At 62.6% G+C, this 25,809-nt stretch carries 28 protein-coding genes; 12 read left to right on the top strand and 16 right to left on the bottom strand.

Features of this window, described 5'->3' with window-relative positions; genetic code table 11:
* The first annotated feature begins 18 nt into the window (after nucleotides 1–18).
* The 3 genes from J3454_RS01005 to J3454_RS00995 all read left to right on the top strand — a co-directional run bounded on the left by J3454_RS01005 (nucleotide 19) and on the right by J3454_RS00995 (nucleotide 3,665).
* The gene (locus tag J3454_RS01005; protein ID WP_349511897.1) at nucleotides 19–1,716 is read left to right on the top strand and encodes a PHA/PHB synthase family protein; all 1,698 of its coding nucleotides are present in this window, start codon (nucleotides 19–21) and stop codon (nucleotides 1,714–1,716) included.
* Between the two features lie 131 nt (nucleotides 1,717–1,847).
* Nucleotides 1,848–2,708 (top strand): alpha/beta fold hydrolase, encoded by an 861-nt coding sequence (locus J3454_RS01000; RefSeq protein ID WP_349511896.1) that lies wholly within the window; start codon nucleotides 1,848–1,850, stop codon nucleotides 2,706–2,708.
* A gap of 252 nt (nucleotides 2,709–2,960) precedes the next feature.
* A complete protein-coding gene (locus J3454_RS00995; protein ID WP_349511895.1) occupies nucleotides 2,961–3,665 on the top strand; it encodes an Hsp20/alpha crystallin family protein in 705 nt (234 codons plus the stop codon).
* Between the two features lie 102 nt (nucleotides 3,666–3,767).
* On the opposite strand, the gene J3454_RS00990 is transcribed toward J3454_RS00995, so the two are convergent.
* Nucleotides 3,768–4,721 (bottom strand): glycerophosphodiester phosphodiesterase family protein, encoded by a 954-nt coding sequence (locus J3454_RS00990; RefSeq protein WP_349511894.1) that lies wholly within the window; start codon nucleotides 4,719–4,721, stop codon nucleotides 3,768–3,770.
* A 104-nt stretch (nucleotides 4,722–4,825) separates the two neighbouring features.
* Between J3454_RS00990 and J3454_RS00985 the strand changes: the two genes are divergently transcribed.
* Nucleotides 4,826–6,592 (top strand): N-acyl-D-amino-acid deacylase family protein, encoded by a 1,767-nt coding sequence (locus J3454_RS00985; RefSeq protein WP_349511893.1) that lies wholly within the window; start codon nucleotides 4,826–4,828, stop codon nucleotides 6,590–6,592.
* Nucleotides 6,589–7,755, top strand: a complete 1,167-nt coding sequence (locus tag J3454_RS00980) for a P1 family peptidase (RefSeq protein ID WP_349511892.1) — start codon at nucleotides 6,589–6,591, stop codon at nucleotides 7,753–7,755. Before J3454_RS00985 ends, J3454_RS00980 begins: the two co-directional genes overlap by 4 nt.
* Nucleotides 7,756–7,757: 2 nt before the next feature.
* Here J3454_RS00980 and J3454_RS00975 read toward each other — a convergent pair whose 3' ends face one another.
* From J3454_RS00975 to J3454_RS00955, 5 genes are all read right to left on the bottom strand, one after another.
* Entirely contained in the window at nucleotides 7,758–8,840 is a 1,083-nt protein-coding gene (locus J3454_RS00975; RefSeq protein ID WP_349511891.1) for a DUF2855 family protein, read from the bottom strand.
* On the bottom strand, nucleotides 8,840–9,967 hold the full coding sequence (gene dnaN / locus J3454_RS00970; protein WP_349511890.1) for a DNA polymerase III subunit beta: 1,128 nt from the start codon (nucleotides 9,965–9,967) through the stop codon (nucleotides 8,840–8,842). The genes J3454_RS00975 and dnaN overlap by 1 nt, the downstream gene beginning before the upstream one ends.
* 162 nt (nucleotides 9,968–10,129) lie before the next feature.
* Entirely contained in the window at nucleotides 10,130–10,894 is a 765-nt protein-coding gene (gene fabG, locus J3454_RS00965; RefSeq protein ID WP_349511889.1) for a 3-oxoacyl-[acyl-carrier-protein] reductase, read from the bottom strand.
* Nucleotides 10,894–11,832: an ACP S-malonyltransferase gene (gene fabD, locus J3454_RS00960; protein ID WP_349511888.1), complete on the bottom strand. Its 939-nt coding sequence runs from the start codon at nucleotides 11,830–11,832 to the stop codon at nucleotides 10,894–10,896. The genes fabG and fabD overlap by 1 nt, the downstream gene beginning before the upstream one ends.
* A gap of 37 nt (nucleotides 11,833–11,869) precedes the next feature.
* Nucleotides 11,870–12,700, bottom strand: coding sequence for an LD-carboxypeptidase (locus tag J3454_RS00955; protein ID WP_349511887.1), 831 nt, complete (start codon nucleotides 12,698–12,700; stop codon nucleotides 11,870–11,872).
* A 55-nt stretch (nucleotides 12,701–12,755) separates the two neighbouring features.
* Between J3454_RS00955 and J3454_RS00950 the strand changes: the two genes are divergently transcribed.
* Together J3454_RS00950 and J3454_RS00945 are read left to right on the top strand one after the other, a co-directional pair.
* On the top strand, nucleotides 12,756–14,183 hold the full coding sequence (locus J3454_RS00950) for a glutamate ligase domain-containing protein (RefSeq protein ID WP_349511886.1): 1,428 nt from the start codon (nucleotides 12,756–12,758) through the stop codon (nucleotides 14,181–14,183).
* Between the two features lie 35 nt (nucleotides 14,184–14,218).
* On the top strand, nucleotides 14,219–14,458 hold the full coding sequence (locus J3454_RS00945; protein WP_349511885.1) for a hypothetical protein: 240 nt from the start codon (nucleotides 14,219–14,221) through the stop codon (nucleotides 14,456–14,458).
* A 46-nt stretch (nucleotides 14,459–14,504) separates the two neighbouring features.
* Here J3454_RS00945 and J3454_RS00940 read toward each other — a convergent pair whose 3' ends face one another.
* Entirely contained in the window at nucleotides 14,505–15,152 is a 648-nt protein-coding gene (locus tag J3454_RS00940) for a glutathione S-transferase family protein (RefSeq protein WP_349511884.1), read from the bottom strand.
* Nucleotides 15,153–15,160: 8 nt separating this feature from the next.
* A complete protein-coding gene (locus J3454_RS00935) occupies nucleotides 15,161–16,108 on the bottom strand; it encodes a DUF808 domain-containing protein (protein WP_349511883.1) in 948 nt (315 codons plus the stop codon).
* A 202-nt stretch (nucleotides 16,109–16,310) separates the two neighbouring features.
* Here J3454_RS00935 and J3454_RS00930 point away from each other — a divergent pair, with 202 nt between their 5' ends.
* The 5 genes from J3454_RS00930 to J3454_RS00910 all read left to right on the top strand — a co-directional run bounded on the left by J3454_RS00930 (nucleotide 16,311) and on the right by J3454_RS00910 (nucleotide 19,731).
* On the top strand, nucleotides 16,311–16,754 hold the full coding sequence (locus tag J3454_RS00930) for a hypothetical protein (RefSeq protein ID WP_349511882.1): 444 nt from the start codon (nucleotides 16,311–16,313) through the stop codon (nucleotides 16,752–16,754).
* A gap of 170 nt (nucleotides 16,755–16,924) precedes the next feature.
* Complete coding sequence (gene rpsF, locus J3454_RS00925) at nucleotides 16,925–17,290, top strand: 30S ribosomal protein S6 (protein WP_296717071.1); 366 nt, start codon at nucleotides 16,925–16,927, stop codon at nucleotides 17,288–17,290.
* Complete coding sequence (gene rpsR, locus J3454_RS00920; RefSeq protein ID WP_034954295.1) at nucleotides 17,290–17,514, top strand: 30S ribosomal protein S18; 225 nt, start codon at nucleotides 17,290–17,292, stop codon at nucleotides 17,512–17,514. The genes rpsF and rpsR overlap by 1 nt, the downstream gene beginning before the upstream one ends.
* A gap of 13 nt (nucleotides 17,515–17,527) precedes the next feature.
* On the top strand, nucleotides 17,528–18,145 hold the full coding sequence (rplI, locus tag J3454_RS00915) for a 50S ribosomal protein L9 (protein WP_349511881.1): 618 nt from the start codon (nucleotides 17,528–17,530) through the stop codon (nucleotides 18,143–18,145).
* A gap of 149 nt (nucleotides 18,146–18,294) precedes the next feature.
* Complete coding sequence (locus J3454_RS00910) at nucleotides 18,295–19,731, top strand: AMP nucleosidase (protein WP_349511880.1); 1,437 nt, start codon at nucleotides 18,295–18,297, stop codon at nucleotides 19,729–19,731.
* Between the two features lie 39 nt (nucleotides 19,732–19,770).
* Here J3454_RS00910 and J3454_RS00905 read toward each other — a convergent pair whose 3' ends face one another.
* The 8 genes from J3454_RS00905 to J3454_RS00870 all read right to left on the bottom strand — a co-directional run bounded on the left by J3454_RS00905 (nucleotide 19,771) and on the right by J3454_RS00870 (nucleotide 25,735).
* Nucleotides 19,771–20,043 carry a hypothetical protein gene (locus J3454_RS00905; RefSeq protein ID WP_349511879.1) on the bottom strand — a complete coding sequence of 91 codons (273 nt, stop codon included), beginning with the start codon at nucleotides 20,041–20,043 and terminating at the stop codon, nucleotides 19,771–19,773.
* Between the two features lie 218 nt (nucleotides 20,044–20,261).
* A complete protein-coding gene (gene rimK / locus J3454_RS00900; protein ID WP_349511878.1) occupies nucleotides 20,262–21,167 on the bottom strand; it encodes a 30S ribosomal protein S6--L-glutamate ligase in 906 nt (301 codons plus the stop codon).
* Nucleotides 21,164–21,637 carry an ATP-dependent zinc protease family protein gene (locus tag J3454_RS00895; RefSeq protein WP_502878553.1) on the bottom strand — a complete coding sequence of 158 codons (474 nt, stop codon included), beginning with the start codon at nucleotides 21,635–21,637 and terminating at the stop codon, nucleotides 21,164–21,166. Before J3454_RS00895 ends, rimK begins: the two co-directional genes overlap by 4 nt.
* A gap of 5 nt (nucleotides 21,638–21,642) precedes the next feature.
* The gene (locus J3454_RS00890; protein ID WP_349511876.1) at nucleotides 21,643–22,653 is read right to left on the bottom strand and encodes a YVTN family beta-propeller repeat protein; all 1,011 of its coding nucleotides are present in this window, start codon (nucleotides 22,651–22,653) and stop codon (nucleotides 21,643–21,645) included.
* 79 nt (nucleotides 22,654–22,732) lie between these two features.
* On the bottom strand, nucleotides 22,733–23,485 hold the full coding sequence (locus tag J3454_RS00885) for an alpha/beta fold hydrolase (protein WP_349511875.1): 753 nt from the start codon (nucleotides 23,483–23,485) through the stop codon (nucleotides 22,733–22,735).
* The gene (locus J3454_RS00880; RefSeq protein WP_349511874.1) at nucleotides 23,478–24,131 is read right to left on the bottom strand and encodes a 2-hydroxychromene-2-carboxylate isomerase; all 654 of its coding nucleotides are present in this window, start codon (nucleotides 24,129–24,131) and stop codon (nucleotides 23,478–23,480) included. Before J3454_RS00880 ends, J3454_RS00885 begins: the two co-directional genes overlap by 8 nt.
* Before the next feature lie 7 nt (nucleotides 24,132–24,138).
* A complete protein-coding gene (locus tag J3454_RS00875) occupies nucleotides 24,139–24,705 on the bottom strand; it encodes an aspartate-semialdehyde dehydrogenase (protein WP_349511873.1) in 567 nt (188 codons plus the stop codon).
* Between the two features lie 4 nt (nucleotides 24,706–24,709).
* Nucleotides 24,710–25,735: an aspartate-semialdehyde dehydrogenase gene (locus tag J3454_RS00870; protein WP_349511872.1), complete on the bottom strand. Its 1,026-nt coding sequence runs from the start codon at nucleotides 25,733–25,735 to the stop codon at nucleotides 24,710–24,712.
* Between the last annotated feature and the right edge of the window lie 74 nt (nucleotides 25,736–25,809).

The following is a 25,809-nucleotide window of genomic DNA, read 5'->3' as shown; positions in this document are numbered from 1 at the left end:
AAGTTAAAAGGGGATCCGATGGCAGACAGCAAAGTACGGCTCGAGAACGAGGCCGCACAGTCGACCACTGCGCTGGGGCCGCTGATCGGCGTAGCGCGAGAGGATTTCGTCAGCGCGGTTGCGCTGTTGCTGCGCGAGACCGCGTCGGATCCCACCCGGTTCATCCGCCACTCTACCGCGATGGCGCAGGACATGGTCAAGATCATGACCGGCAAGAGCGAACTGGCCCCCGATCCCAAGGACAAGCGGTTCATGGATCCGGCATGGCAATACAACCCGTTCTTCCGCGCCGGGGCACAATATTACCTAGCTGTGCAAAAGGGTATGCGCAGCTGGCTGGACGAACTGGAGCTCGATGAACTTGAACGCAACCGCGCGAATTTCATAGCGAACATCATTCTGGACGGGCTCTCCCCGACCAACACGCTGGTCGGCAATCCCACTGCGCAGAAGCGGGTAATCGATTCCGGCGGGCTCAGCCTCATCAAGGGCCTGCAGAACGCCTATAACGATCTCGTCCATAACAAGGGGATGGTCAGCCAGGTCGACAAGCGCCCGTTCAAGCTGGGCGAGAATGTCGCGACATCAAAGGGTTCGGTGGTGCTGCGAACCGAGATGATGGAACTGATCCACTACGCCGCGACGACGGACGAGGTTTACGAAATTCCCCAGCTCACCATCCCGCCGCAGATCAACAAGATGTACATCAACGATCTCAGCCCGGATAAGTCGGTGGTCAAATGGCAGCTCGACAACGGCATCCAGGCTTTCGTCATATCGTGGCGCAACCCGACCAAGGAACAGGGCAAGTGGGGCATGGCCGACTACGTCCATTCCTGCCGCGAAGCGATGGAGGCGGTCGCGGCGATCACAGGCGCCAAAAAAGTTAATGTTTCGGCCGGATGTTCGGGCGGTCAGACCGCCGCGATGCTCGCCAGCAAGCTTGCCGCCGATGGTTCCGACCTGCTCGGTACGCTCACGCTGATGGTCTGCGTCCTGCACCCCAAGGCGACCGATATCGAGGCGGGATCGCTCGTGTCCGAGAACGGCATGAAGATCGCCCGCCAGCGCGCCAGCAAGGCGGGCGTGATCAAGGCGGACGATCTGGCGCGTGGTTTCGCCTGGCTGCGTCCGAACGATCTCGTCTGGAACTACGTCATCAACAATTATCTGCTCGGCGCCGATCCGCCGGCCTTCGACGTGTTGTTCTGGAACGCCGACGCCACCAACCTTTCGGCCAGCCTGATGGGCGATTTCCTCACCGTGTACGAAACGCTCGCCTTCACCAAGCAGGGCGAGGTGGAAATGGTCGATCACAAGATCGACCTGTCGAAAGTCACGGCCGACCTGTTCATTCTGGGCGGGGTGACCGATCACATCACCCCGTGGAAGGCGACCTATCGTTCGACCCAGCTGTTCGGTTCGAAGGATGTGACCTACGTGCTCAGCCAATCGGGCCACATGCAGGCGATCCTCAACCCGCCGACCAATCCCAAGGCGAAATACTTCGTCCAGAAGAAGAAGGGCAAACTGCCTGCCACCGGCGACGACTGGCTGAAAGGCGTCGAGGAAGTCAAAGGCAGCTGGTGGCCGCTCTGGATGGAATGGGTGCAGGCGCGTTCGGGCAAGAAGAAGCCCGCACCGGCCGAACTCGGGAATGGCACCTATCAGCCGACCGACCCTGCTCCGGGACTCTACGTTATCGAAGAAGTCTGATATTGCAGTGCAGCGTAGGTATTGCCGGGGGCGGTGCCTGCGCGAAGATTATCATGGGCGCGATCGTCATGGGATCGACGACACGCGCTCGATCCGCGCCTCGAAAGGCGCACAGAAAGGACGGGTTTTTCGTGGCCAATGCAATGGACGGCGCAGTCGTCACAATGGAACAGGTAGGCGGCCGGACGCTACGGGTTGCGGCCTGGCGGCTCGATATGCCGTCGGATCATCTGCCGGTTCTGTTCTTCAACGGCATCGGCGCCAACATCGAAGCGGTCGCCCCGCTCGCGGCCTCCATGCCGGAACGCGGCTTCATCATGTTCGACATGCCGGGTACGGGCGAATCGCCCGATCCGGTGGTACCCTACAACCCGGCAAGCATGAGCTGGACGGCCGCGCAGTTGCTCGGACGCTTCGGGCTGGATGAAGTCGACGTGATGGGCGTTTCGTGGGGCGGCGCGATGGCGCAGCACTTTGCCCTGCAGCATCCCAAGCGCACCCGGCGGCTGACCCTGATCGCGACCACGCCGGGCATGATCATGGTGCCGGGCAACCCGGCGGCCTTCACCAAGATGGCCGACCCGCGCCGCTACATCGACCCCGAATTCATGAACGAACACTTCGCCACGCTGTACGGCGGCATCGACAAGGACGGGGCAGGACACCAGAAGGACAGCCATATCGGGCGCCTGAAGCCCCCCTCCCCGCGCGGTTACATGTATCAGCTGCTGTGCATGATGGGCTGGTCCAGCCTGCCAGCCCTGCCCTTCATGTCCAAGGAAACGCTGATCATGATGGGCGAGGACGATCAGATCGTCCCGGTCATCAATGGCAAGATCCTGAAGGCGATGATCCCGAAATCGCGGCTGATGACTTTTGCAGGCGGGGGGCATCTGTTCCTGCTGACCCACGCCGACGAAAGCGTGGCCGCAATCCGCGAATTTCTGGATGCGCCTGAGACGGCGAAGGAAGCCAAACGCGCGGCGGCGTAGGCCCAACCTCTTCGAACCAAGCCTGCCAAAACCTCACCCTTTGTTCCAGCCAAGCAGGGGGGAAGGCTTTTCACTGGAAATGCCTGCCGAATGGCCGCTTTTGGTGAGCGGCGATTTGGGCCTGAATGGCGGGAAATGGGTGGATTCCCGCCATCCCGCCGCCGCGGACTTAATCCGGGGTCCCGCTACTGATTATTTCTTCATCAAATCATGCGATTACTGCCGTATTAGGTGATGGGACGGAGAAACGAGATGACGCGCATACTTCAGGCAGCATGGCTGGCACTCGCCGCCCTCATGCTTCCCGGCTGCTCCTTCGCTGAGGACAAAGCGCCCGATTATCGCTACCGCCTCACGGTCGAGGTCGAGACGCCCGAGGGGGTGAAGACCGGGTCGAGTGTCATCGCGGTGCAGCAAACTCTTGTGCGCTCCGGGGCCGTCCCCGCCAATCAGGCGGTCGAACGCCGCGTGCGCGGAGAAGCGGTGGCTGTTGATCTGCCGGGCGACAAGACGCTGTTTGCGCTGCTGCGGTCGGACAATGATCCGGATTGGGCAAGCATGGTTTATGTCCTTCTCGCTCCGCAGGAGAACAAGGCATTCGAAGACGCGCTGGACGATGTCCTCGAGATCACGGGCGAGCGGACTCTTCCGCGCACGTGGCCAGCAGACTTGTGGATACCTGAACGGTCGGCCTATCCGATGCTGGTGACTTTTGGCGATCCCGCCGATCCGACCAGCGTTGCGAAGGTCGATCCCGATGATCTGGCGGCCAGTTTTGGCGACGGCGTGCGTCTCAAGCGCATCACCGTGGAACTGACCGATGATCCGATAACGAGCGGAATGCGAAAACGACTTTCATGGTTGGGGAAATCGCTCAAGGGTTTACCCAGAGAGGCCTTTCCTGAAGGATTGCCGGTTGGAGACTTCTCCGGAATGTTCCAAAAAGGGAGCGAATGACCGCTTGGGGGTCGGAAGCCGAACAGCAGCTTTTTCCCGAAACTCCCCGAAAGCTGACCTCCCGCCGCTCGGCTGTATCGACCAAAGCGCATCAGCAAACCGTCACCCGCCCCGCCCGACCCCGCATTGCCCAGCCTGCGGCGAACGCCCTGCCTCGGCAAGCGCGGCGGCGGCTTCCCGTGGGCGATCTGTAGCGAGGATATCGACGCCTTCACGCCCGAGTTCCGCGTAGCGTTCGTCCATGCCATAGCGGTCGATCACCGCATCGAGTGAGCGGGGCGGGCGGCCCAATGTGCCGAAAATCACCTCGATATCGGCTTTGTCGAGTTCGGCGTAGAGTTCAGGGCGCGGCAGGCGTGTTCCGGTGAAGGCGACCATGCGGTTTTCCGGAATACCGGCCGCCTTGAGTTCGGCAACATCGCCCGGAGCCTCGACCGACACTGACAGCAGCATCTCGGGCGCGAGTTCGTGCAAGGCGCGCGCTTGGCCGGTCGAATAGGCGATCAGGATCACGCTGTTCGCCATCCCCGCTTCGCGCACCGCCGCGACCACCTCGGCGTAATCGGCCGAGCGTTTGAAATCGAGCTGCAGCACGGTACGCCCCTTGGCCCACACCAGCGCTTCGGCCAGCGTCGGGATCGCGTAGGGCGTGATCCAGCCCCAATTGTCCCTCAGGCGAAGCTGCTTGAGCGCCGCCCAGTCCTGCGCGGCAGCTTCGCCGGAGCCGGTGGTGGTGCGGTCGAGCCGGTCGTCGTGGAGCAGAAAATGCACGCCGTCGGCGCTCTGCGCGACATCGACTTCCATGATCGCCGGATGCGCAGCCAGCAGCGCGTCCATCGTCGGGATTGCGTTTTCCGGCAAGCCCGGCGTCGGCCCGCCGCGATGCGCGGAGATCAGCGTCTGCCCCGCCGCCTCGAAGCAGTCGAGCATGGAGGACAAATCGCTTGTCGGCACAAGCGCCCATGCCCGCTGTTCCTGCGCGCCGAGCGGGGCCGCCAGCGCGGCGAATCCTACAAATCCTACAAATCCGGCGTGAAAAACGCGATAACGACCCATTGTTCGGCCCCTTGGCTTCAGATGCACTTCATCAACTTGGTCCGCACCCCCTTGTAGGGCGACACGCTTTGCGACATTCTCCCATGCCGTAAGGGAGAGACAAAATGGCGCAATACGACCTGATCATCCGGGGCGGAACAATTGTCGATGGCACCGGGGCACCAGCCTTTGCCGGCGATGTTGCCGTGAAAGACGGTTTGATCGCCGCCGTGGGCCACATCAGCGGCACCGCTGCCGAGGAGATCGACGCGACCGGCAAGGTGGTCGCTCCCGGTTTCGTCGACATCCACACCCATTATGATGGTCAGGCGACCTGGGATCAGGAAATGGCCCCATCAAGCTGGCACGGCGTCACCACCGTGGTGATGGGCAATTGCGGCGTGGGCTTCGCACCTGCCAAGCCCGACCGCCACGAATGGCTGATCAGCCTGATGGAAGGGGTGGAGGACATTCCCGGCACGGCATTGGCAGAAGGGATGACGTGGGATTGGGAGACCTTCCCCGAATATCTCGACGCACTGGAAAAGCTGCCCCGCACGGTCGATGTCGGCACCCATGTCCCGCACGGCGCAGTGCGCGCCTTTGTGCTGGGTGACCGCGAACAGCCCGGCGCGGTGCCGACAGCAGAAGATATCGCCGCCATGTCCGCCATTGTCGAGGAAGGCGTGCGTGCAGGCGCATTGGGCTTTTCGACCTCGCGCACGGTGCTGCACAAGTCGGTCGATGGCGAACTGGTGCCCGGCACCACCGCCACGCCGGAAGAACTGGTCGCCATCGGCCAGGCAATGGGCCGCGCCAAGGCAGCAGGGGGCCATGCCGTGTTCGAAATGGCGAGCGACCTGAAGCGCGAATGGAATGAGTTCGAATGGATGGGCAAACTCAGCCGCGAGGCGGGCATTCCCGTGACCTTCGCCGCGCTGCAATCGATCGCCAAGGAAATCTCGCTCGATGAACAGATCGCCGAGATGCGCGCAGAGAACGATAACGGCGCGCACATCGTCGCCCAGATCGCGCTGCGCGGGAACGGGATCATCATGGCGTGGCAAGGTACGGTGAACCCCTTCGCCTTCCGCCCCAGCTGGCAGGCAATAAAGGAATTGCCGTGGGAACAGCAGAAGGCGAAACTGCTCGATCCGGCGTTCAAGGCGCAGTTGCTGTCAGAACCCAACGACTACAGCGAAACGCCGATGGACATCATTGGCGTGGTCATGGTGATCACCCAAGGCTGGGCGCTGCAATATGAAATGGACCCTGATTTCGATTACGAGCCGGGCCCGGAGGCCAGCGTCAATGCTCGCGCCCACGCGGCGGGGAAGGACGCGCAGGAATATGCCTACGACCTGCTGTGCCGCGATGACGGAAAGGGCTTCATCTACCTGCCGATCCTTAACTATTCGGAAGGGAACCTCGACTTCCTCCACCCGCTCCAGCATGCCGATGATACGGTCAATTCGCTGTCCGATGGCGGCGCGCATTGCGGGACGATCTGCGATGCGGCCTCACCCACCTTCATGCTCGAACACTGGGTCAAGTCGCGTAAGCGCGGCGAACGCATTAGCCTGGAGCAAGCGATCAAGCGCCAGTGCCGCGACACCGCGCTGCTTTATGGGCTGGAGGATCGCGGGGTGATCGCACCGGGCTATCTCGCCGATCTCAACGTGATCGACATGGACCGGCTGAAGCTGGGCAAGCCGTGGCTCGCCTTCGATCTGCCTGCTGGCGGCAAGCGGCTGTTGCAGAAGGCCGAAGGCTATGTCGTCACGATCAAGAACGGCACCGTGACCTTCCGCGACGGGACATGGACCGGCGAAACCCCCGGCGGATTGATCCGCGGGCCGCAGCGGGTGGAAATGGCGGAAGCGGCGGAGTGAGACGTTCGGCGCTTGCGCTTGCAATCGGACTGGCCGTGATGGTTCCGGTTTCGGCGCAAGACGGCGAAAGGATGCGCGCGCGCGACATTGGCGTTGCACCGGGTGTGCTGGAGCCCGGCCCGCTCAACGCGATCACAGATGTCGCCGGCGTGCTTGTCGGCCACAGCACAATTGCCGATGGAGAGCGGTTCAACACCGGTGTAACCGCGATCCGCCCTCATCCGGGCAATCTCTACCGCGACAAGGTCCCGGCAGCGATTGTGGTCGGCAACGGCTATGGCAAGCTCGCGGGATCGACACAGGTGCAGGAGCTCGGCGAAATCGAGACCCCGATCCTGCTGACCGGCACGCTTAATGTCCCGCGGGTCGCGGATGCGCTGATCAGCTGGAGCCTCGCTCAACCGGGAATGGAGCAGGTTGCCTCGATCAACCCTGTCGTGGGCGAAACCAACGATGGGGGCCTTTCAGACATCCGTGCCCGTTCGGTCGGCGAGGCGGAAGTCTTCGCCGCGCTTGATGGCGCCGCGTCCGGCCCGGTTGCAGAAGGCGCGGTCGGAGCAGGCGCGGGAACCATCGCGTTCGGGTGGAAAGGCGGCATAGGCACAAGTTCGCGCAAGCTGCCTGACAGCCTTGGCGGGCATATGGTGGGCGTGCTGGCGCAGTCCAATTTCGGCGGGATGCTCAAGGTCGACGGGGTCGATGTCGGCGAGGCGCTGGGCAAGTATTACCTCAAGGGAGCGCTTGAAAGCCGTGCTGCGGACGGCTCGATCATGATCGTGGTCGCTACTGATGCGCCCCTCGGACCTGATGCGCTCGAACGGCTTGCCCGGCGCGCTATGGCAGGGCTGGCACGGACAGGCGCTGCCATGACCAACGGATCGGGCGACTATGTCATCGCGTTCTCAACCGCCCAGGGCGTGCGCCGCACTCCTGAGCGGCAATCAGGCGAGCACACGATTACACAGGTGCCAGGCTCACGTCTTTCCCCGCTTTTCGCCGCAACGATCGAGGCAACCGAAGAGGCGATCCTCAATTCGCTTTTCATGGCACGCACGACGACCGGCTACAGCACATGGGACGATGCCGCCGTGACGGTCGAGGCGATCGATCTTGATGCTGTGCGCCGAGTGCTCGACACGGCGGGACGCGGCCAAAGACCCTAGGGTCAGGGTTCGATCACGATACCCTTGGCCGGATCGACTTTGCCCGACACCATTTCCAGGAACACAGTGCGTGCAGCCTCGAGCCCCTTATGCCGCTCGATCGCGACCGTGCCTTCTGCGGCCTTGAGAAATTCGCTCCACGCTGCTGCAACCAGCTTGCCGCCTTCTTCCGCACCGTGCGCCTTGAAAAAGGCGACCGCGTGATCCGGCGCGAAGAACAGTGCCGGTTTCGGCCCCGGCATGGCTTCGCCCCCACCGAAGGTCGAGCGTGCTTCGATATGGGTCACGCCGACCAGCGCGGAATGCGCCAGCGCGGCATCGAAGTGGCGGTGCAGCTGGCCGAGCAGTTCGGCATTGCCCGCGAAATCGACGCTGACACTGCGCAGGACGGGCAGACGCTCCAGATCATCATAGGCGATGACTTCGTCATACAGCCCGCTTGCTTCAACAAAGGCGACATTACCCTTCGATGTCAGGCCAATCCGGCGGATGCCCGGCGAATGCTGCCGCGCCACGCTGGCCAGCCCCATCGCGGTCTTGGACGAGGCGCTGGTGACGACCAGTTGCTCGGCCCCGAACCAGTCGTTGGCGCGCAGGAAGTATTCGATCAGGAAGCCGGTGCGGAACAGCGGGCCGAAGATCATGCGTTCGGCCTCACGCGCCGGATCATGCTCCGGATCAGCGGCGAGCCGGGTATAACTGTTGTAAACCGGGCTCATCGGCTGGCGGTAATCGGTGGTGTCCATGAAGCCCGAAGCGGTGATCCTGCCGGGCCGAACATCCAGATGGCTCGCCATCGGCAGGTAGCCATACACCCGCTCGCCCACGGCGATATCGGCGTGATTGCTTTCGATCACCTGCGCGTGGCCCCACATCGGCACGATGCCGGAGCCATCCGGCGCAGGGAAGAAGTCCCAATATTTGAACCCGTCGCCCACCACAGCGTAAGTGATGTTGTTGGCGGTGACGGAGAAACTCTCGATCACAAGCCGCACCGCACCTTCGGCCAGCGGGACCAGCGGCACCTCGGCCAGCACCGCGTCGGTCAGCGCATTCTTGCGGACATGGACCTGGGTGATGCTCATCACACCCGCATCGGCATCAGCACGTACAGGGCGCGGCTTGCCTCGTTTTCGCGGATCAGGGTCGGTGCGCCCGCGTCCGCAAGGTGGAGTTCGACCGTTTCGGCGTCGATCTGGCCGAGGATGTCCTTGAGGTAATTGGCGTTGAAACCGATCTCCATCCCTTCGGACTTGTAATCCGCCGCGATTTCCTCGGCCGCGGTGCCATTGTCGGGCGAGGTGACCGACAGAGTCACGCGGTCATTATCCAGCCCGATCTTCACCGCGCGGGTCTTTTCGGTGGCGATGGTGGCAACGCGGTCAACGCCGGAGAAGAACAGCTTGGGATCGACCTTCAGCAGCTTGTCATTGCCGGTCGGGATCACGCGGCTGTAATCGGGGAAGGTGCCGTCGATCAGTTTGCTGGTCAGCACCACCCCGCCCTCGCCGCCGAAGGTGAAGCGGATCTTACTGGCCGAAAGGTCGATCAGAACATTGCCGTCCAGCGCCTCGTCCAGCAGCTTGCGCAGCTCGCCCACAGCTTTGCGCGGGACAATCACGTCGGGCATACCGGCAGCGCCATCGGGGCGCGGCACGGTGAAGCGTGCGAGGCGGTGGCCGTCGGTCGCAGCGGCCTTCAGCAGGGGTTCATCCTCGTCGGTGACGTGGAAGAAAATGCCGTTGAGGTAGTAGCGCGTTTCCTCGGTCGAAATGGCAAACCGGGTGCGATCGATCAGTTCGGCCAGCAGGCGCGCGGGCATTTCGAAACTGGTCGGCAGATCGCCTTCGACGATCACCGGGAAATCATCCCGCGGCAGCGTGGGCAGCTTGAAGTTCGACCGGCCGGCCTTGACCTCCAAACGGTTGTCATTGGTGGTCAGGCTGACCTGGCTGCCTTCGGGTAGCTTGCGCGCGATATCGAACAGCAGGTGCGCCGAAACCGTGATAGCGCCGGGCTGATCGACCGAGGAGGCCGACATCGTTTCGACCACCTGCAGATCGAGATCGGTCGCCATCACGCGGACGGAGCCGCCGTCGCTGGCATCGATCAGGACGTTCGAGAGGATGGGAATGGTGTTGCGCCGTTCAACCACTGATTGAACATGGGAGAGGCAGCGCAGCAGCGTCGCGCGTTCGATCGTGGCCTTCATCGCTTGTCCCTATCGTTCCTGTTTGTGGCGCAGGAGCCGCGAGGAATCGCCCCCAAGCGCCGGAAAGTGCATAAAACCTTAGCGCAGGCGGCGAAACGGGCAAGTTGGTGGCTTGGCGAGCGGTTACTCGGCTGGGGATAAGGGGCGAACATTGCCCCCCAATCAGCCCAGCATCGCCATTCCGCCGTTCACGTGCAGCGTTTCGCCAGTGACATATGCTGCCTCTCGACTGGCGAGAAAGGCCACTGCAGCGCCGATCTCGCTGCCCTCGCCCATCCGGCCCATCGGGATCCGGCCGTTGATCGCGCCCTGCTGCTTCTCGTCGAGCGCGCTGGTCATCGCGGTGCGGATGAAGCCGGGGGCGACGCAGTTGGCTGTGATGCCGCGACTGGCAACTTCCTGCGCAAATGCCTTGGTCATGCCGGTCAGGCCCGCCTTGGCCGCGCAATAGTTCATCTGGCCGGGATTGCCGGTCGCGCCCACGACGCTGGTGATGTTGACGATCCGCCCGAACCGCGCCTTCATCATCGGCTTGGCCGCCGCACGCATCAGGCGAAAGCTGGCTTCGAGATTGATGCGGATCACCTGATCCCATTCATCATCCTTCATCCGCATCCCGAGGTTATCGCGCGTGATCCCCGCATTGTTGACGAGGATGTCAATGGTGCCGAGTGTATCGAGCATGGCCGGGATCAGTTCCTCAACCTGCGTGGTGTTGCCGAGGTCACAGGTGATCTCGACATGGCCATCGTGATCGTGATGGGCGTAGGTTTCGTTGAGTTCATCGCGGAAGGCGCGCAGCTTGGCAGCGTTCGATCCTGACAGCGCCAATCGCGCGCCCTGACTGGCGAGCGCGTGGGCAATGCTCGAACCAATGCCCCCGCTCGCACCGGTCACCAGCGCATTCATGCCTTTGAGTGAGAACATCACGCCATCTCCTTCGCAAAAGCCTCGAGGTCGGCCATCGTCACGAGGTTGGTCACCTGCGCATCCTTGTCGATGCGGCTGACCATCGGGCCGAGCACCTTGCCGCCCAGTTCGACAAAGCTTTCGACCCCATCGGCGCGCATGGCAAGCACGCTTTCGCGCCAGCGCACGCGGCCTGTGACCTGTTCCACCAGCAATGCGCGCTCATGTTCGGGATCGGTGACGGCGGCGGCAGAGACATTGGCGTAGACCGGCAGAGTGAACGCGGCGGGCGAGGTAATGGTCAGTGCCTCGGCCATGCGGTCGGCAGCGGGCTGCATCAGCGAGCAGTGGAATGGTGCGGAAACATTGAGGATCATGCCGCGCTTGATCCCGAACTCCTTGACCAGCACAACGGCGCGTTCGATCGCGGCGGTGTGACCGGAGATGACGACCTGTGTCGGATCATTGTCGTTGGCGATTTCACAGATTTCGCCCTGCGCAGCGGCATCGGCCAGCGCCTTGGCCTGTTCGATATCCGCGCCCAGCAGCACCGCCATTGTGCCTTCGCCCACCGGCACCGCGGATTGCATCGCCCGGCCGCGCAGCTTCAACAGGCGCGCGGTATCGGTGAGGCTGAACGCCCCGACCGCACAGAGCGCCGCATACTCGCCCAGCGAATGCCCCGCGACACAGTGCCCGTGTGCTTCGAGTTTTATGCCGAAATCGCGCTCCAGCACCCGCAGCGTGGCAATCGCATTGGCCATGATCGCAGGCTGCGCATTGGTGGTCAGGGTAAGCTGATCTTCCGGCCCTTCGCGCATCATGGTGGAAAGCTTCTGCAACAGCGCTTCGTCGACCTCGCCGAACACATCACGCGCAGCCTCGCTCGCGTCTGCCAGTTCGGCTCCCATGCCGACTTTCTGGCTACCCTGCCCCGGAAAAAGAAACGCGCGCATCATAGACCCCATTTTCGCTCTATTTTGGCGGGCGCGGTTACGTCTGCGCGGGCGGGCTGGCAAGTCCGAAGGGCACAACCCTGTTGGCAGATGTATGCCCGATCAGCGCGCGGCCGAGGTAAGGGATGCCCGCCCGCACGCACCAGTAGCGGGCGATATCTTCCTCCGACTGGCCGAATTCGACATAGTTTTCCGGAATGTCCGTAATCGTGCCGAGTCGCAGCCCGGCGATGCGCGGCAGCGTTCCGGCGAGGTGGAAGAACATCCGGTCGATCGCATAAAGATGTTCGGAAACTTCCTCCACCATCACTACATGGCCGCTAAGGTCGGGCATCATCGGCGTGCCCGCGATCATCGCCAGCGTGATGAGGTTGAACGCCGCTGCCGGCGTGCTCCCATCGAGACTGGGTTCGACTCCGCTGGTATCCCCCTGAAACCAGTTCAGCACCCGCCGGATCGCCTCGCGCCCGCCTTCGGAACGGGCGCTGACCGGCATCGAGCCGTGCACGCTCTGCCCGATTCCCGCCCGGTAAAGCGCGGCGAGCAGATATCCGCAGTCGGAAAACCCGACATAGGTCTTGGCCCGCGCGCTCGCATTCATCTGCGCAACCGCCGCTTCTGCAATCCGGTTGGAGCCATATCCGCCCTTGGCGAACCACACGACATCGAATGCCGGATCATTGGCACATTCGAGCAGCGCGGTCAGTCGCCGCAGGTCATCCCCGGCGAAGTGCCCCTGCCGTTCGAAGCATTGATCGTGAAACGTTACCCGATGCGCGGGATACTCCGCCGCGACCAGTTCCTCCAGCGCGAGGCTCTGCTCGCGGGTGATCGGGGTGGCCGGTGCGCAGATTGCGATATTCGTCATGCCCCCTGCCTATGTTGCTTGTCAGGCTCGGCGCAAGTCAATAACCCTGCGGGATATGGATAACGGGGTCGAAGTCGGGACGCTCACGGGGCGCCCGCTATTCTTTTGCGGCATCGGCGGGTCGGGCATGCTCCCGCTTGCACAGATCGCGCACGGCTTGGGCCATCCGGTTGCGGGATCGGACCGCAGCCGCGATTCCGGACGCACGCCCGCCAAGTTCGCGTGGCTGGAAAGCCGCGGCTTTACGCTGTTCCCGCAGGATGGCAGCGGCGTGACCTCGCCCGACCAGGTGCTGGTCGCCTCGGCCGCGATCGAGGACACTGTGCCCGAAGTCGCGCGAGCGAAAGAACTCGGCTGCGAAAGGCTGAGTCGTGCCGAACTGCTCTCCGCGCTGTTCAACGAAGCCGGTTTTTCGATTGCAGTGGGCGGCACTTCGGGCAAGTCGACCGTCACCGGCATGATCGCGTGGATCCTGCATGAAGGCGATTACGACCCGACCGTGATGAACGGCGCCGTGATGAAGAACTTCGTCAGCGCCGAAAATCCCTTCGCCAGCGCCCGCATCGGCCGTCCGGAACTTTTCGTCAGCGAAGTCGATGAAAGCGACGGGTCGATTGCGCTCTACCGGCCTACCATCGGCGTGCTGCTTAACGTCAGCCTCGATCACAAGAGCATAGAGGAATTGCGCGTTCTGTTCGGCGATTTCGTCGCCCGGGCGGGGACGGCGGTTATCAATCTCGACAGTCCCGAAGCCGGCTATCTGGTTCCCAGGGCAGCCCATTGCGTGACCTTCGGACTGAAAAATGCGCGCGCGGATATCACGGTCGAACCGGATTCGATCGATCAGAACGAATTCGGCATCCGCGCCGCGGTGATCGACAATCGTGAGCGCGAGGTGTTCCCGCTGATCCTGCCGATGCCGGGGCTGCACAACCTGTCGAACGCTTTGGCTGCCATTGCTGCTGCCAGGGCGGCCGGCATCGCGGTGCGTCACGCCGTCTACGCGCTGCGCAGTTTCGGGGGCCTGGCGCGCCGCTTCGACGTGATCGGCACCAGCGCCGAAGGCGTCACGGTAATCGACGATTTCGGACACAACCCTGAAAAATGCGCCGCTACCCTCAGGACGCTGAAGGCCAGTCATGGGCGGGTGATCGCCTTCTTCCAGCCCCACGGATACGGCCCCTTGCGCCAGATGGGTGCGGAACTGGCGCAGACTTTCGCCCGCGAACTGGGGCCGGACGACATCACCATCATGTGCGATCCGGTTTATTTCGGCGGCACGGTTGACCGCAGCGAGGGCGCCGAGCGGATCGTGCAGCTGATCAACGCGGCGGGCGGCAAGGCCGAGCATATTCCAGCGCGTGAGGATTGCGGCACACGGATCGCCGCCCTTGCCCGTCCGGACGACAGGATCGTGGTGATGGGCGCGCGCGACGACACACTGACGGAGTTCGCGCAATCGCTGTTCGCCCGCCTGCCCTGACACTTTACGCCCGCGCCTTACGTCATGCGTGGCGGATGATGGGTGTACTGGCACTGGCGGTGTTGCTGGTGGTGGTAGTCGACCGGTTCCACGGTCATTCCAGCCTCGCCTTTGCCGCCGCCATCGTGCTGCTGGTGATCGCCAATGCGCCGATGCTGCGCTTCAACTGCCCGGCTTGCGGGAAGAACGCCTTTTTTCGGGGGATTTTCGTCGTCCCTTGGCCGAACCGCGTGTGTACCAGCTGCGGGCATGATCTGGACCGCAGCGCCACCTGATCCGGCTCGCTGGTAGACCCCCGTCAAGCGAACGGCCTTGCGAGGCTCAACCCTCGCGGTTCAGCGCGGTTCGCCCCGCTTCTTCGCGTGCAACCGCCCGTTGGTAAGCGGGCCGCGCGGTCAGGCGGGCGCGATATTCCTTGAGTCTTTGCGGCACGCCATCGTCCAGCCCGACACTCTGCGCCAGAATCAGCGCATAGCCGACGCAGATATCGGCCACGGTGAAGCGGTCGGCGCACAGGAACTCACGAACATCGAGGCGCTGTTCGACTTTCACCAACCGCTTGTGAAACCATTTGGCATAGGCGTGGCCCGCATCCGCCCAGCCCTTGTCTTTTTCGAAGATGGCAAAGCGCATGTAGACTGTCTGCGGAAAGGTGATCGTCGCATCGGCGTGATAGGTGTAATCAAGGTATTCGCCGTAATCGCGCTCGCCCGGCGCAATGGCGAGATCGGTGGTGCCGCCGCGCGTCGCGAGGTAATGCGCAATGGCGCAGCTTTCTGTCAGCTGCGTGTCGCCGTCGATCAGCAGCGGGACCGTGCCGAGCGGGTTCAGCTCCAGATATTCGGGCGCAAGATAGCGCGGCGGGAACGGCAGAATCCTGAGGTCGATTTCGGTCCCGGCTTCTTCCGCCGCCCAGGTCGCGCGCAGTCCCCGCGAACCGGCGCAGGTGTAGAGAACGGGTGTCATCATGGCCCGAGCTAGTGCGCTTCCTCGGCGCCGACGCCCAGCACCTTGTGCAGGACGAATGCGATCACCGCGCCCAGCACCAAACCGACCACAGCCGACAATGCCGCATAGGTCACCCAGCCCAGCACCCCGCCCGCGCCGCCGGTCGCACCTGCCACTGCATATTCCGCACCGTGGACGATATCGTAGATCGGATGGAAGCCGACTTCATGGGTGCCGTGGACGATGATCCCGCCCCCGACCCACAGCATTGCAATGGTGCCGACGATCGAGAGGAAAACGAGCAACTTCGGTACAAATCGCAGCAGGAAATGGCCGAAAGCCTGTTTCGCACCGTTCGCCTGTTTGGTGAGGTACAGGCCGATGTCATCGATCTTCACGATCACCGCCACTGTGCCATAAACCGCCACTGTTACCACCACGGCCACCAGCGCCAGCGCCAACCCGCGCTCCCACCACACGGCAAGGTCGAGCTCGGCTAATGTAATCGCCATGATTTCCGCCGACAGGATCAGATCAGTGCGGATCGCGCCGGCTACGCGCTTATTCTCGAACGCGACCGGATCGACGATCTCGTCCTCAAGTGTCTTGCCGTGCTTTCCGAGGCCGAGCTTTTCCAATACCTTTTCAGCGCCTTCGTAGCACAGGAACGCTCCGCCCAGCATCAACAGCCAGATGATCGCCCACGGCAGGAATTCAGACAACAGCAGCGCAGCAGGTAGCAGGATCAGCAGCTTGTTGATTAGAGAGCCCTTGGTGATCTTCCAGATGATTGGCAATTCGCGCGCCGGGGAAAGGCCGGTGACATAGCTCGGGGTGACCGCCGCATCGTCGATCACCACACCCGCGGTCTTGCTGCCCGCCTTACTGGCAGCCAAGCCGATATCGTCGATCGAAGCCGAAGCGGCTTTGGCGATTACCGAAATATCATCGAGCAGTGCGACCAGTCCTGACGGCATGGCGGAGATTTCCTTTGCAGAGAAGGGCCACAATATTCGCGTCCCCCTGCCCTCTTCGCCGGACACGAGCAAGACCAAACCGCAGGCTCCCGCGCACCCTCGAATTCCTTCGCCCGCTAAGCTCTTCCAGTCCTGAATTCTTGCGGACTCGGCGCGTCCGTAGTAACAGTAGAAGTGAAAATGCTATCGGGGGACAGCAACAGTGGAATGGAAAATCGTCAAGAATTCGTGGACTAAAAAGCCGATCGGCGCTGTCGGGTTTATCGGTGACGAGGTCGCGGTCCTCGCATCGTTTCACGAAGACAAGGATTTCAACGAAGACGGTACGGTCGACCTCAAGGAAAAGTTCTTCTCGATGTTCTCCATGCGGGGACGCGCAGCAGCATCGGTGGCGACCCATGCGTATGCCGATCCTGACATATTGATGCGCGACCCCAGCTTTGGAGCGATGCGGGGCCGGGCCGTTGTGAACTTTGCCACCGGGCTCGTTGCCGAAGGCGTTTACAAGGTCTATTTTTCGCGCGGCGTCAGCGCGGCAGCCGGCGCCGTGGCCGGACAGGTTACCCAGAATGCTGTGAAGTCGTTCATCGTCAAGAAAAGCCTCGCTGGCGCAGTGAAGAAGGCTTACGAGGCGGGTATCCGCTGAACCTGGGCGGGCAACGACCTCACCGAAGTCTTGCAATCGCCTCACAAAGCTGTAAGGGCCGGCCTCTTCGCGAGGGAACCGCCCTTGCGAGGTATCGAAGAAAGCCGGAGGGGCGCCGTTCACACGAGCGGATAACGCCAGCGATCGGCAGTAACATGAAAGGACGCGAGATGGCGCTCTACGAGCACATCTTTCTCGCGCGTCAGGATCTGAGCCAGGCTCAGGTCGACGCGCTGGCGGCGCAAGCCACCGAAATCGTCGAGGCAGGCAGCGGCAAGGTCACCAAGACCGAAACCTGGGGCCTCAAATCGCTCGCCTACAAGATCGAGCGTAATCGCAAGGCGCATTTCGTGATGCTCAACATCGAAGCCCCCGGCAGCGTTGTTGCCGAGCTCGAGCGCCAGACCCGTATCAACGAAGACATCATCCGCTACGTGACCATCCGCGTCGACGAGCACGAGGAAGGCCCCTCGGTGATGATGCGCAAGAACGAACGCGAGCGGAAGCGCCGCGTCGAACGTGAGGAGCGCGACTGATGGCCCGCCCGTTTTTCCGCCGCCGCAAGTCCTGCCCGTTCGCGGCCAAGGACGCCCCGAAGATCGATTACAAGGACGTGCGCCTGCTGCAGGGCTTCATGTCCGAACGCGGCAAGATCGTGCCTTCGCGCATCACCGCCGTTTCCGCCAAGAAGCAGCGCGAACTCGCCAAGGCGATCAAGCGTGCACGCCACATCGGCCTGCTTCCGTACATCGTGAAGTAGGAGGAGAGACGACATGGATATCATTCTCCTCGAACGGATCGAAAAGCTCGGCTCGATCGGTGACGTCGTCACCGTGAAGGACGGCTACGCACGCAACTTCCTGCTTCCGCAGAAGAAGGCGCTGCGTGCCAACGATGCCAACCGCAAGGTGTTCGAAGCCAATCGTGACCGGCTGGAGGCAGACAATGCCGAACGCCGCGCCGAAGCCCAGAAGCAGGGCGAAAAGATTGCCGGCGCAGAAGTGGTGCTGATCCGCGCCGCCTCGAACGCCGGGCAGCTCTATGGTTCGGTCAGCGTGCGCGACATGGTCGCCGGGCTTGCCGATCAGGGCCACGAGATCGACAAGCGCATGGTCATCCTGGGCGCGCCGATCAAGAACATCGGCATTCATGATGTCACCATCGCCCTGCACCCCGAAGTGCGCGTCGCGGTGAAGGCCAATGTCGCGCGTTCGGACGACGAAGCCAAGCTGCAGAGGGAAGGCGTCGACGTTCTGGCGCAAATGTTCGAAGACGAACAGCGCGAGATCGAGGAACAGGCCGATGCCACCCGCATCGACACCAACCTCGAACCCGGTGAAATCCCCGCCGAACTGCTCGAAGAGCGCAGCGAAGACGGCGACGACGCCTGACCTTCCCGGCCCCGCAAGGCCGACAGAATACGGAAGGGCGCGGTGGTCGGCATGACCTCCGCGCCCTTTCTGTAAGCAGGCCCGGAACATGCGCCGCGCGCGTACGTCCTGTCGCTGAAAGATAACAACAACGGAGCACATCAGCCGCCATGATCGACATCCCGAACGTCCTCGCCCAGTTGCAGCAGCATTATGATGCCGCCGTCAGCGCCCTGCGTGACGATGTGATCGCCTTCGGGAAGAACGGCACGGTGCCTCCGCTCAGAAAGCGCGAGGACGGCAGCTACGCCTATCCGCAACTCACTCTGACCTATGCCGGGATCGGCGCTCCGCGCGATCGCAGCCGCGCGTTCGGACGGCTGGAGATGCCCGGCACCTACACTACCACGATCACCCGCCCCGATCTGTTCGCCTCCTATCTCACCGAACAGCTCGAACTGATCGGGGACGCGTATGAGATCGAAATCAGCGTCGGACGCTCGCGGCAGGAAATCCCGTTTCCTTACGTCCTCGATGGCGAGGCTGGCGCGGCGATGGTCGGAATCTCCCCGCAGGAAATCGCAGCACACTTTCCTTCGACCGATCTTGCGCTGATTGGTGACGAATTGTCCGATGGAATCGAATTCGACGAAGATCAGGATATGCCGCTGTCGCTGTTCGACGGGCTGCGCACCGATTACTCGCTGGCCCGGCTGAAGCACTATACAGGCACCGAAGTGGCCGACTTTCAGGACTTCATCCTGTTCACCAACTATCACCGCTATGTCGATGAATTCGTGAACTGGGGCGCCAAGCAGATCGGCGATAACGGCTATGTCGCCCTGACCGGGGCAGCCGGGCTCGACATCCGCGCAAACACCCCGCACGCGCAGGATCAGCTCAACGACACCGCATGGCGCCGCCACCAAATGCCCGCCTATCACCTGATCCGGGAGGACGGGCGCGGGATCACGCTGGTGAATATTGGCGTCGGCCCTTCCAACGCCAAGACGATCTGCGATCACCTTGCCGTGCTGCGCCCCCACGCATGGATGATGATCGGCCACTGCGGCGGCTTGCGTTCGACTCAGAAGATCGGCGATTTCGTGCTCGCTCACGCCTATCTGCGCGACGATCATGTGCTCGACGCGGTGTTGCCGCCCGAAGTGCCGATCCCGCCGATTGCCGAAGTGCAGCAGGCGCTCGCCGGGGCAGCCGAAGAAGTTTCCGGCGTACAGGGCGCAAACCTGAAGCAACGGATGCGCACCGGCACTGTCGTCACCACCGACGATCGCAACTGGGAACTGCGCTATTCTTCCTGGGCCATGCGGTTCTCGCAGAGCCGCGCGATCGCCATCGAAATGGAAAGCGCCACTATCGCCACTCAGGGCTACCGGTTCCGGGTGCCCTACGGCACGCTGCTATGCGTCTCGGACAAGCCGCTGCATGGCGAGATCAAGCTGCCGGGACAGGCCAACAAATTCTATGAGGAAGCCATCGCGGCGCACTTGCAGATCGGCATCGTCGCCGTGGCGCGGTTGCGCGACGAAGGCGACCGGCTGCACTCGCGTAAGCTGCGGGCGTTTAATGAACCGCCGTTTAGATGATGGACCGGCTCTGCTCATGTTCCCGGATGGTGGCTCGAACTAGGATAATACCTCGATCATGTATCCGTAAAAGTCGGCATGGAGCACGTCATAGTTCCAAGCATCGGTCGCCTCGTCCCATGTCACATACACGATCCCATCGTTGAGCGTGTCGACGGCAAACAGCGAACTCGCTTCATAGGTGGAGATCGGCAGGTAGCGCCTGTCGATTTCGAGCTCCTCGTGGACATATCCGACGAAAGTGGACAGCGCGCCGTCTTCCTCGATGATGTCGATCATCTCATAGTCGATCCTGCGGGAGACGAACTGCATCGCATAGTGCTGCAAGAATTCGCAAAATTGCGAATCTACGCGTAGCCCAAGGTCCTTGAATGCTTCGCGGACCCGCGCCGAATTTTTTCGGCGCCACATGAATCTGTTTGCATCGCACAGCGTTATCAATTCAGCGGGGATCGTCATCTTGTTGCCTCATCTGGCCGCAATAGTCCGCCTGGATAACACGACCGGCTTTAGAAGCGCTGATAGCTGCCTTACCCGGTTCCCTTGGTCTTGGTCTGCCCGTCCTTCGCATTGGCGGCAATGAAATCCACGATCATGCTGGCAATATCCTTGCCCGTGGCGCTTTCGATGCCTTCCAGCCCGGGCGAGGAGTTGACCTCCATGATCACCGGGCCGTGATTGCTGCGGAGCATGTCCACCCCGCACACGTTCAGCCCCATGTGCTTGGCTGCGCGCACGGCGGTGGAGCGTTCCTCGGGCGTGATCTTGATGACCTGCGCGCTGCCGCCACGGTGGAGGTTGGAGCGGAAATCATCCGGCGCGCCGGTCCGTTTCATCGCGGCAACCACCTTTCCGCCGACCACCAGCGCGCGGATATCGGTGCCGCCGGCTTCCTTGATGAATTCCTGCACCAGAATGTTCACGTTCGCCCCGCGAAACGCCTCGATCACGGACTTGGCGCTGCTCATCGTTTCGGCCAGCACAACGCCGATGCCCTGCGTGCCTTCGATCAGCTTGATGACGACCGGCGGTCCTTTGACCGCCTTGATGATCTCCTCGGCAGCCTTGGGATCATTGGCATAGGCGGTCAGCGGCAGGCCCAGCCCGTGCTTCGCGAGGATCTGCAAACTACGCAGCTTGTCGCGGCTGCGGCCGATGGCGACGCTTTCATTCAGCGGCCAGCACCCGCGCATTTCGAACTGGCGCAGGATCGCAAGGCCATAATTGGTGATCGATGCGCCGATGCGCGGGATCACCGCGTCATAGGCGGGCACCGGCTCGCCGTTATAGAACACCTGCGGACGGTGGCTGGCGATGTGCACCGTGCAGCGCAGGGTGTTAAGAATATCGAGCGTATGGCCGCGCGCCTCGGCGGCTTCCTTCAGGCGCTTGTGCGAATAGAGATTGGCGTTGCGCGCCAGCATCGCGATTTTCATGGAAATCCTTTCGAAACCGGCGATCTACCGGCGGCTGCGCCCCTATCCGCAATCGCCGCAGATTGCAGCCACGAATGACCGCTATCGACGACGAAACGACGCCTGAGCGCGGTGCGCCCGATCAGCATCGGGAATTGCATCTGGGATCGGTCCGCCAGGCTGATCTCCGCCCGGAAGGAGTGATTACCGATCGTCAGCGGCGTCTTGATGACAAAGCGCTCCTGCTGTTCGCCGTTGGAGCTGGTGATCCCGCGCAAATCGACATGCACCGCCTCACAGACATGGCGCGTTCCATCCCAATCGACTGCGAAGCGCACGAAGCGTTCGCCCTCGCGCCTGAAATCGTCGAGCACCTCGGCGTGGAGCGAGGAGGTCCTTGCGCCAGTATCGATCTTCGCCGGGATGCCGGCAAGGCCCAGTTCGGGCAGGCTGACGAGTTCGCGCCAACCGACCACGGGAAGAGGTTTCACATCCTTCAAGGCAGGATCGCCATCCCGTCCCCGCCCTCGCCCACAGTCAGGCGGCGCAGCACCGTGCCGCTGGCGTAATCGACTTCGGCAACGGTGTCGCTGGCGGTTTCGGCGACGTAGATCTTCGATCCATCGTTCGACCACAGGATCGTGACCTGAAACCGCGCCTCGGCCTCTGCGGGGCTAGAGACGGCAATGGTGCGGATCACTTCGGCATTGGCGGTGTCGATCACGCTCAGGCTGCCGTCCTGCAGATCGGAAGTGACCGCCACGTCGCCCTGCGGACGCACCGCAATGCGCAGCGGGAAGCGGCCCGTCGTCACAGTTTCGCGCACCTCCATCGTCAACGGATCGAGTGCGAACGCCTGATTGGAGCCGCGCGCCGAGACCCAGAGTGTCTTGCCGTCAGGGGAAAGGGAAATGCCTTCCGGCTCCTCCCCGACCGTGACCGACAGCAGTGGGTAGCGATTGGTGAGATCGATCCGGGTGACTGTGCGCGAGCCGAGATCCGTGGTCCATGCCGTTGTCGCGTCGGGGCTGACGGCGAGCATGTGACTGCCCTGCTGCCCGGTAGCATATTCGAAGCGCAGAACCGCGTCGCGCAGCAGACCGTCGATGCGAAAGAGCGACCCCCGGCCCTCGGTGGTCACAAAGATACTGTCGTTCGCGTGCCAGACGATCCCGTGCGGACGGGCATTTGCGCCGAGTTCGATGCTGGAGACCCGTTCGAGATTGTCGGTGAGGAACACATCCACCGTCGTCCCGCCGTAGCAGGCGAGCGCCACGTGCTCCCCATCGGGCGAAGTCGCCAACTCGTGCGGGTTGGTGCAGCTCGGCAGGCGCAGGACTTCCTCGCCGGTGGTCAGATCGATCTTGGAGAGCGTATTGCCGCGCTTGTTCGCTACGAACAGCGTCGGCGCCATGGCCTGCGCTCCGACCTCGCCGGGTGCTGCCACCGGCGCACAGGCGGCCAGTACGGCAGCGCAAGCGCCTGACAGAACGGCGATCAATCTCATGGCATCCTCCCCGCGCATTACTCGACCGGCAATGCGTCAGGGTGTGAACGTCAGCGCGGCGCGAATCAAGCCGCCACGCTCATTCGGACAGGAACGAGACAATCGCCTCGCCCATCTCGGGCTTGGTCACGCTGTTGAGATGGCTGCCGGGCACTTCGATATAGCGCGCATCCGGCAGCATCGCAGCCAGTTCCTCGGCCGAGCCGTTATCGTCATCCTCCGCTCCGCAGATCGCGGCGGCGGGCATGGTAATGTTCACCAGATTGGCGAGATCGAAATCATCCATGGCGTCAAGCAACAGCCGTGCTGCAACCCGGTCCACCCCTTGGGATTTGAGGAAGGTGCGAGCGACATAGGCCGGGTCGCCCGGTTTGATCGTGTCGAATTCGACGATGACGCGCTTGAAAAAGCTGGCGCGGCGCTCCCATTCGGCAAGGCCCGACACGCCCATGCCGCAGATCGCCAATCTGCGCGGCTCGAGAATACCGTGGGCGACCGCATGGATCGCGGTGCGTGCGCCGAGCGAAAAGCCGACGAGATCGAACATGCCGGGCACGAGCCCCAGGTGATCGGCCAGCGCTGCAGCGTCGCGCACCAGCACGCCTTCCGGATAGGCCGACGCGTCATGCGGCGCCGCGCTCTCCCCGTGAACGCGAAAATCGAGCATGATCGCACGGAACCCCGCCGCCGCGAGCCGCTGGCCATGACCCCATTTGATCCAGTTCATATGGGCAGAGGAAAACAGCCCGTGCAGCAAAATTACCGGGCGTCCCTCGCCCTCGGTATGGATCGCGAGGCTGGTGCCGTCGAAGGAGGTGAATTGATCAGTCATGCCGCCGCGTAAGCCCTTTCTGCTCCATCCGCCACTGCACCATTTCGATGCGGTCCTGCCCGAAAAACGGCTCACCATCGAACACCAGCGTGGGCACGCCCCAATGGCCCGCAGCCTCAAGCGCTGCCTGATTGGCGGCGATTTCGGTATCGAGCGCGTCGGCATCGTCGGCGGCTTCTACGGCGACATCGCACCAGTCGAGCCCCGCGCGTTCAGCCGCCCCGGCAAGGTGATCGTCCTCGTGCCAGTTCGTCGCTCCGCCCCAGATCAACTGCGCGGCTTCGTGCGCAAAAGCGAGACCCACACCTCGCCGTGAGGCGGCTTGGCCCAACCGCGTTATCCGGTAGATATAAGGTTGCTCGGCAGCGATCCGGCGGGTGGCCATATCCTGCACGATCGGATCGGGGCGGGGCCCGGCGAAGGGGATGCCGTGAAACTGCGCAACCCGCATCATGTCGCGCAATGTATAGCCGAGCCAGTTGGGGTGATTGCGCTCGAAAAAATCGGGCTGGCGGATCGCAAGCGGGTAAACCGGCTTCAGCGCAATGGCGAGATCATATTCCTCGGACATCGTTCTGTAGCGGCCGATAGCCAGATAGGAATAGGGCGACCGAAAGCTGAAATACAGGTCGGCGCGCAGGGTCACGCTTTCCTCACCGGAAAAAGCACTGCGTTCCGGCGTAAATCATCTCGACCTTGTCGGCAGCAATGAAGCCGCCGATCCGGTCACCCAGCGCGAATTCCTCGCCCAGCGTGCTGCCTTCGACAGGGGAATAGCCGGGCGCGGCTTCGACGAGGCTACGGGGCGAACCGAGTTGAACGTTGCCTCCCAGCTTGACTGTGCCGCTTCCAGGCAAGTCCCCGTCCTGCGCCAGATGCCAGTTCCAGCCGACCAGCCGTTCGTCCTGAAAATGCGCAGTCAGCCCACCCGGGAAATCGGTGAAGGTAATCGGCCCTGCGCCGCATTCTGCATTGTCGCCCGACCGCAGCGGTCCGCCCAGGACCCGGCCAAGCGCGGCTTCGACTTCCTTCTTGCCAGCTGCGAAGAAGAACGCCTCAGTGCCCGCTGCCAGGCCTTCGCTGCGCAATTCGACGACGTTGGCGGGCACCGCCTGCTGCTGCATCTGCCCGTCCTGACGCTCTGCCGGGCTGGGCACATCGCCGCTGTCACATCCCGTCAGCGCCAGCGCGCCCGCAAGGCCGAGGAGAGCGATCCGCATCAGCCTACCCCTTCTTCAGGTGCCGCCGTCCGAGCAGCTCGGCAATCTGCACCGCGTTCAGCGCAGCGCCCTTGCGCAGGTTGTCGGAGACGCACCACAGCGTCAGGCCGTTCTCCACGGTCGGATCTTCCCGCACGCGGCTGATGAAGGTCGCAGCGTCGCCGACGCATTCGACGGGGGTGATGTAGCCGCCATCCTCGCGCTTATCGATCAGCATCACGCCAGGGGCTTCGCGCAAAATGTCCATCGCTTGTTCGGCGCTGATTTCGTTCTCGAACTCGATATTCACCGCTTCGGAATGGCCGACGAACACCGGAACGCGTACGCAGGTCGCGGTCAGCTTGATCTTGGGGTCGAGAATCTTCTTGGTCTCGACCATCATCTTCCATTCTTCCTTGGTCGAACCGTCATCAAGAAAGCTGTCGATGTGCGGGATAACGTTGAAGGCGATCTGCTTGGTGAACTTGGCGGGATCGACCGGGTCGCCGACGAAGATCGCGCGGCTTTGCTGGAACAGTTCGTCCATCCCCGCCTTGCCCGCGCCGGAAACCGATTGATAGGTACTCACCACGACGCGCTTGATTTTTGCGACATCGTGGAGCGGCTTCAGCGCAACAACCAACTGGGCAGTCGAACAGTTCGGATTCGCGATGATATTGCGCGCCGTGTAGCCGTCGATCGCATCCGGGTTCACTTCCGGCACGATCAGCGGCACGTCCGGGTCCATGCGGTAAAGCGAGGAATTGTCGATCACGATGCATCCGGCAGCCGCAGCTTTCGGTGCGTATTCCTTCGCCGGGCCGGAGCCTGCGGCGAACAGCGCGATGTCCCAACCAGCCCAGTCAAAATGCTCGATATTCTTGCACTTCAACATCTTGCCGGTGTCGCCGAATTCGACCTCGGTGCCGACCGAGCGGCTCGAGGCGACCGCAGCCACCTCATCGCAGGGGAAATTGCGCTCGGCCAGAACCTGCATCATTTCGCGCCCGACATTACCCGTCGCGCCGACGACTGCCACCCGGTAACCCACTTCGCATTCTCCTTGAGACTTGGTCTCGCGAAATAACGAGCGCTGGGCCAAGCGCAACCGCTAACCGTGCCGGC

Origin of the sequence: Erythrobacter sp. NFXS35, from assembly GCF_040148725.1 — a bacterium.
In the GTDB taxonomy this organism is placed as follows: Bacteria; Pseudomonadota; Alphaproteobacteria; order Sphingomonadales; family Sphingomonadaceae; genus Erythrobacter.
Note: the sequence above shows the minus strand (reverse complement) of the source record. Positions and strands in the feature narration are given on the sequence as shown.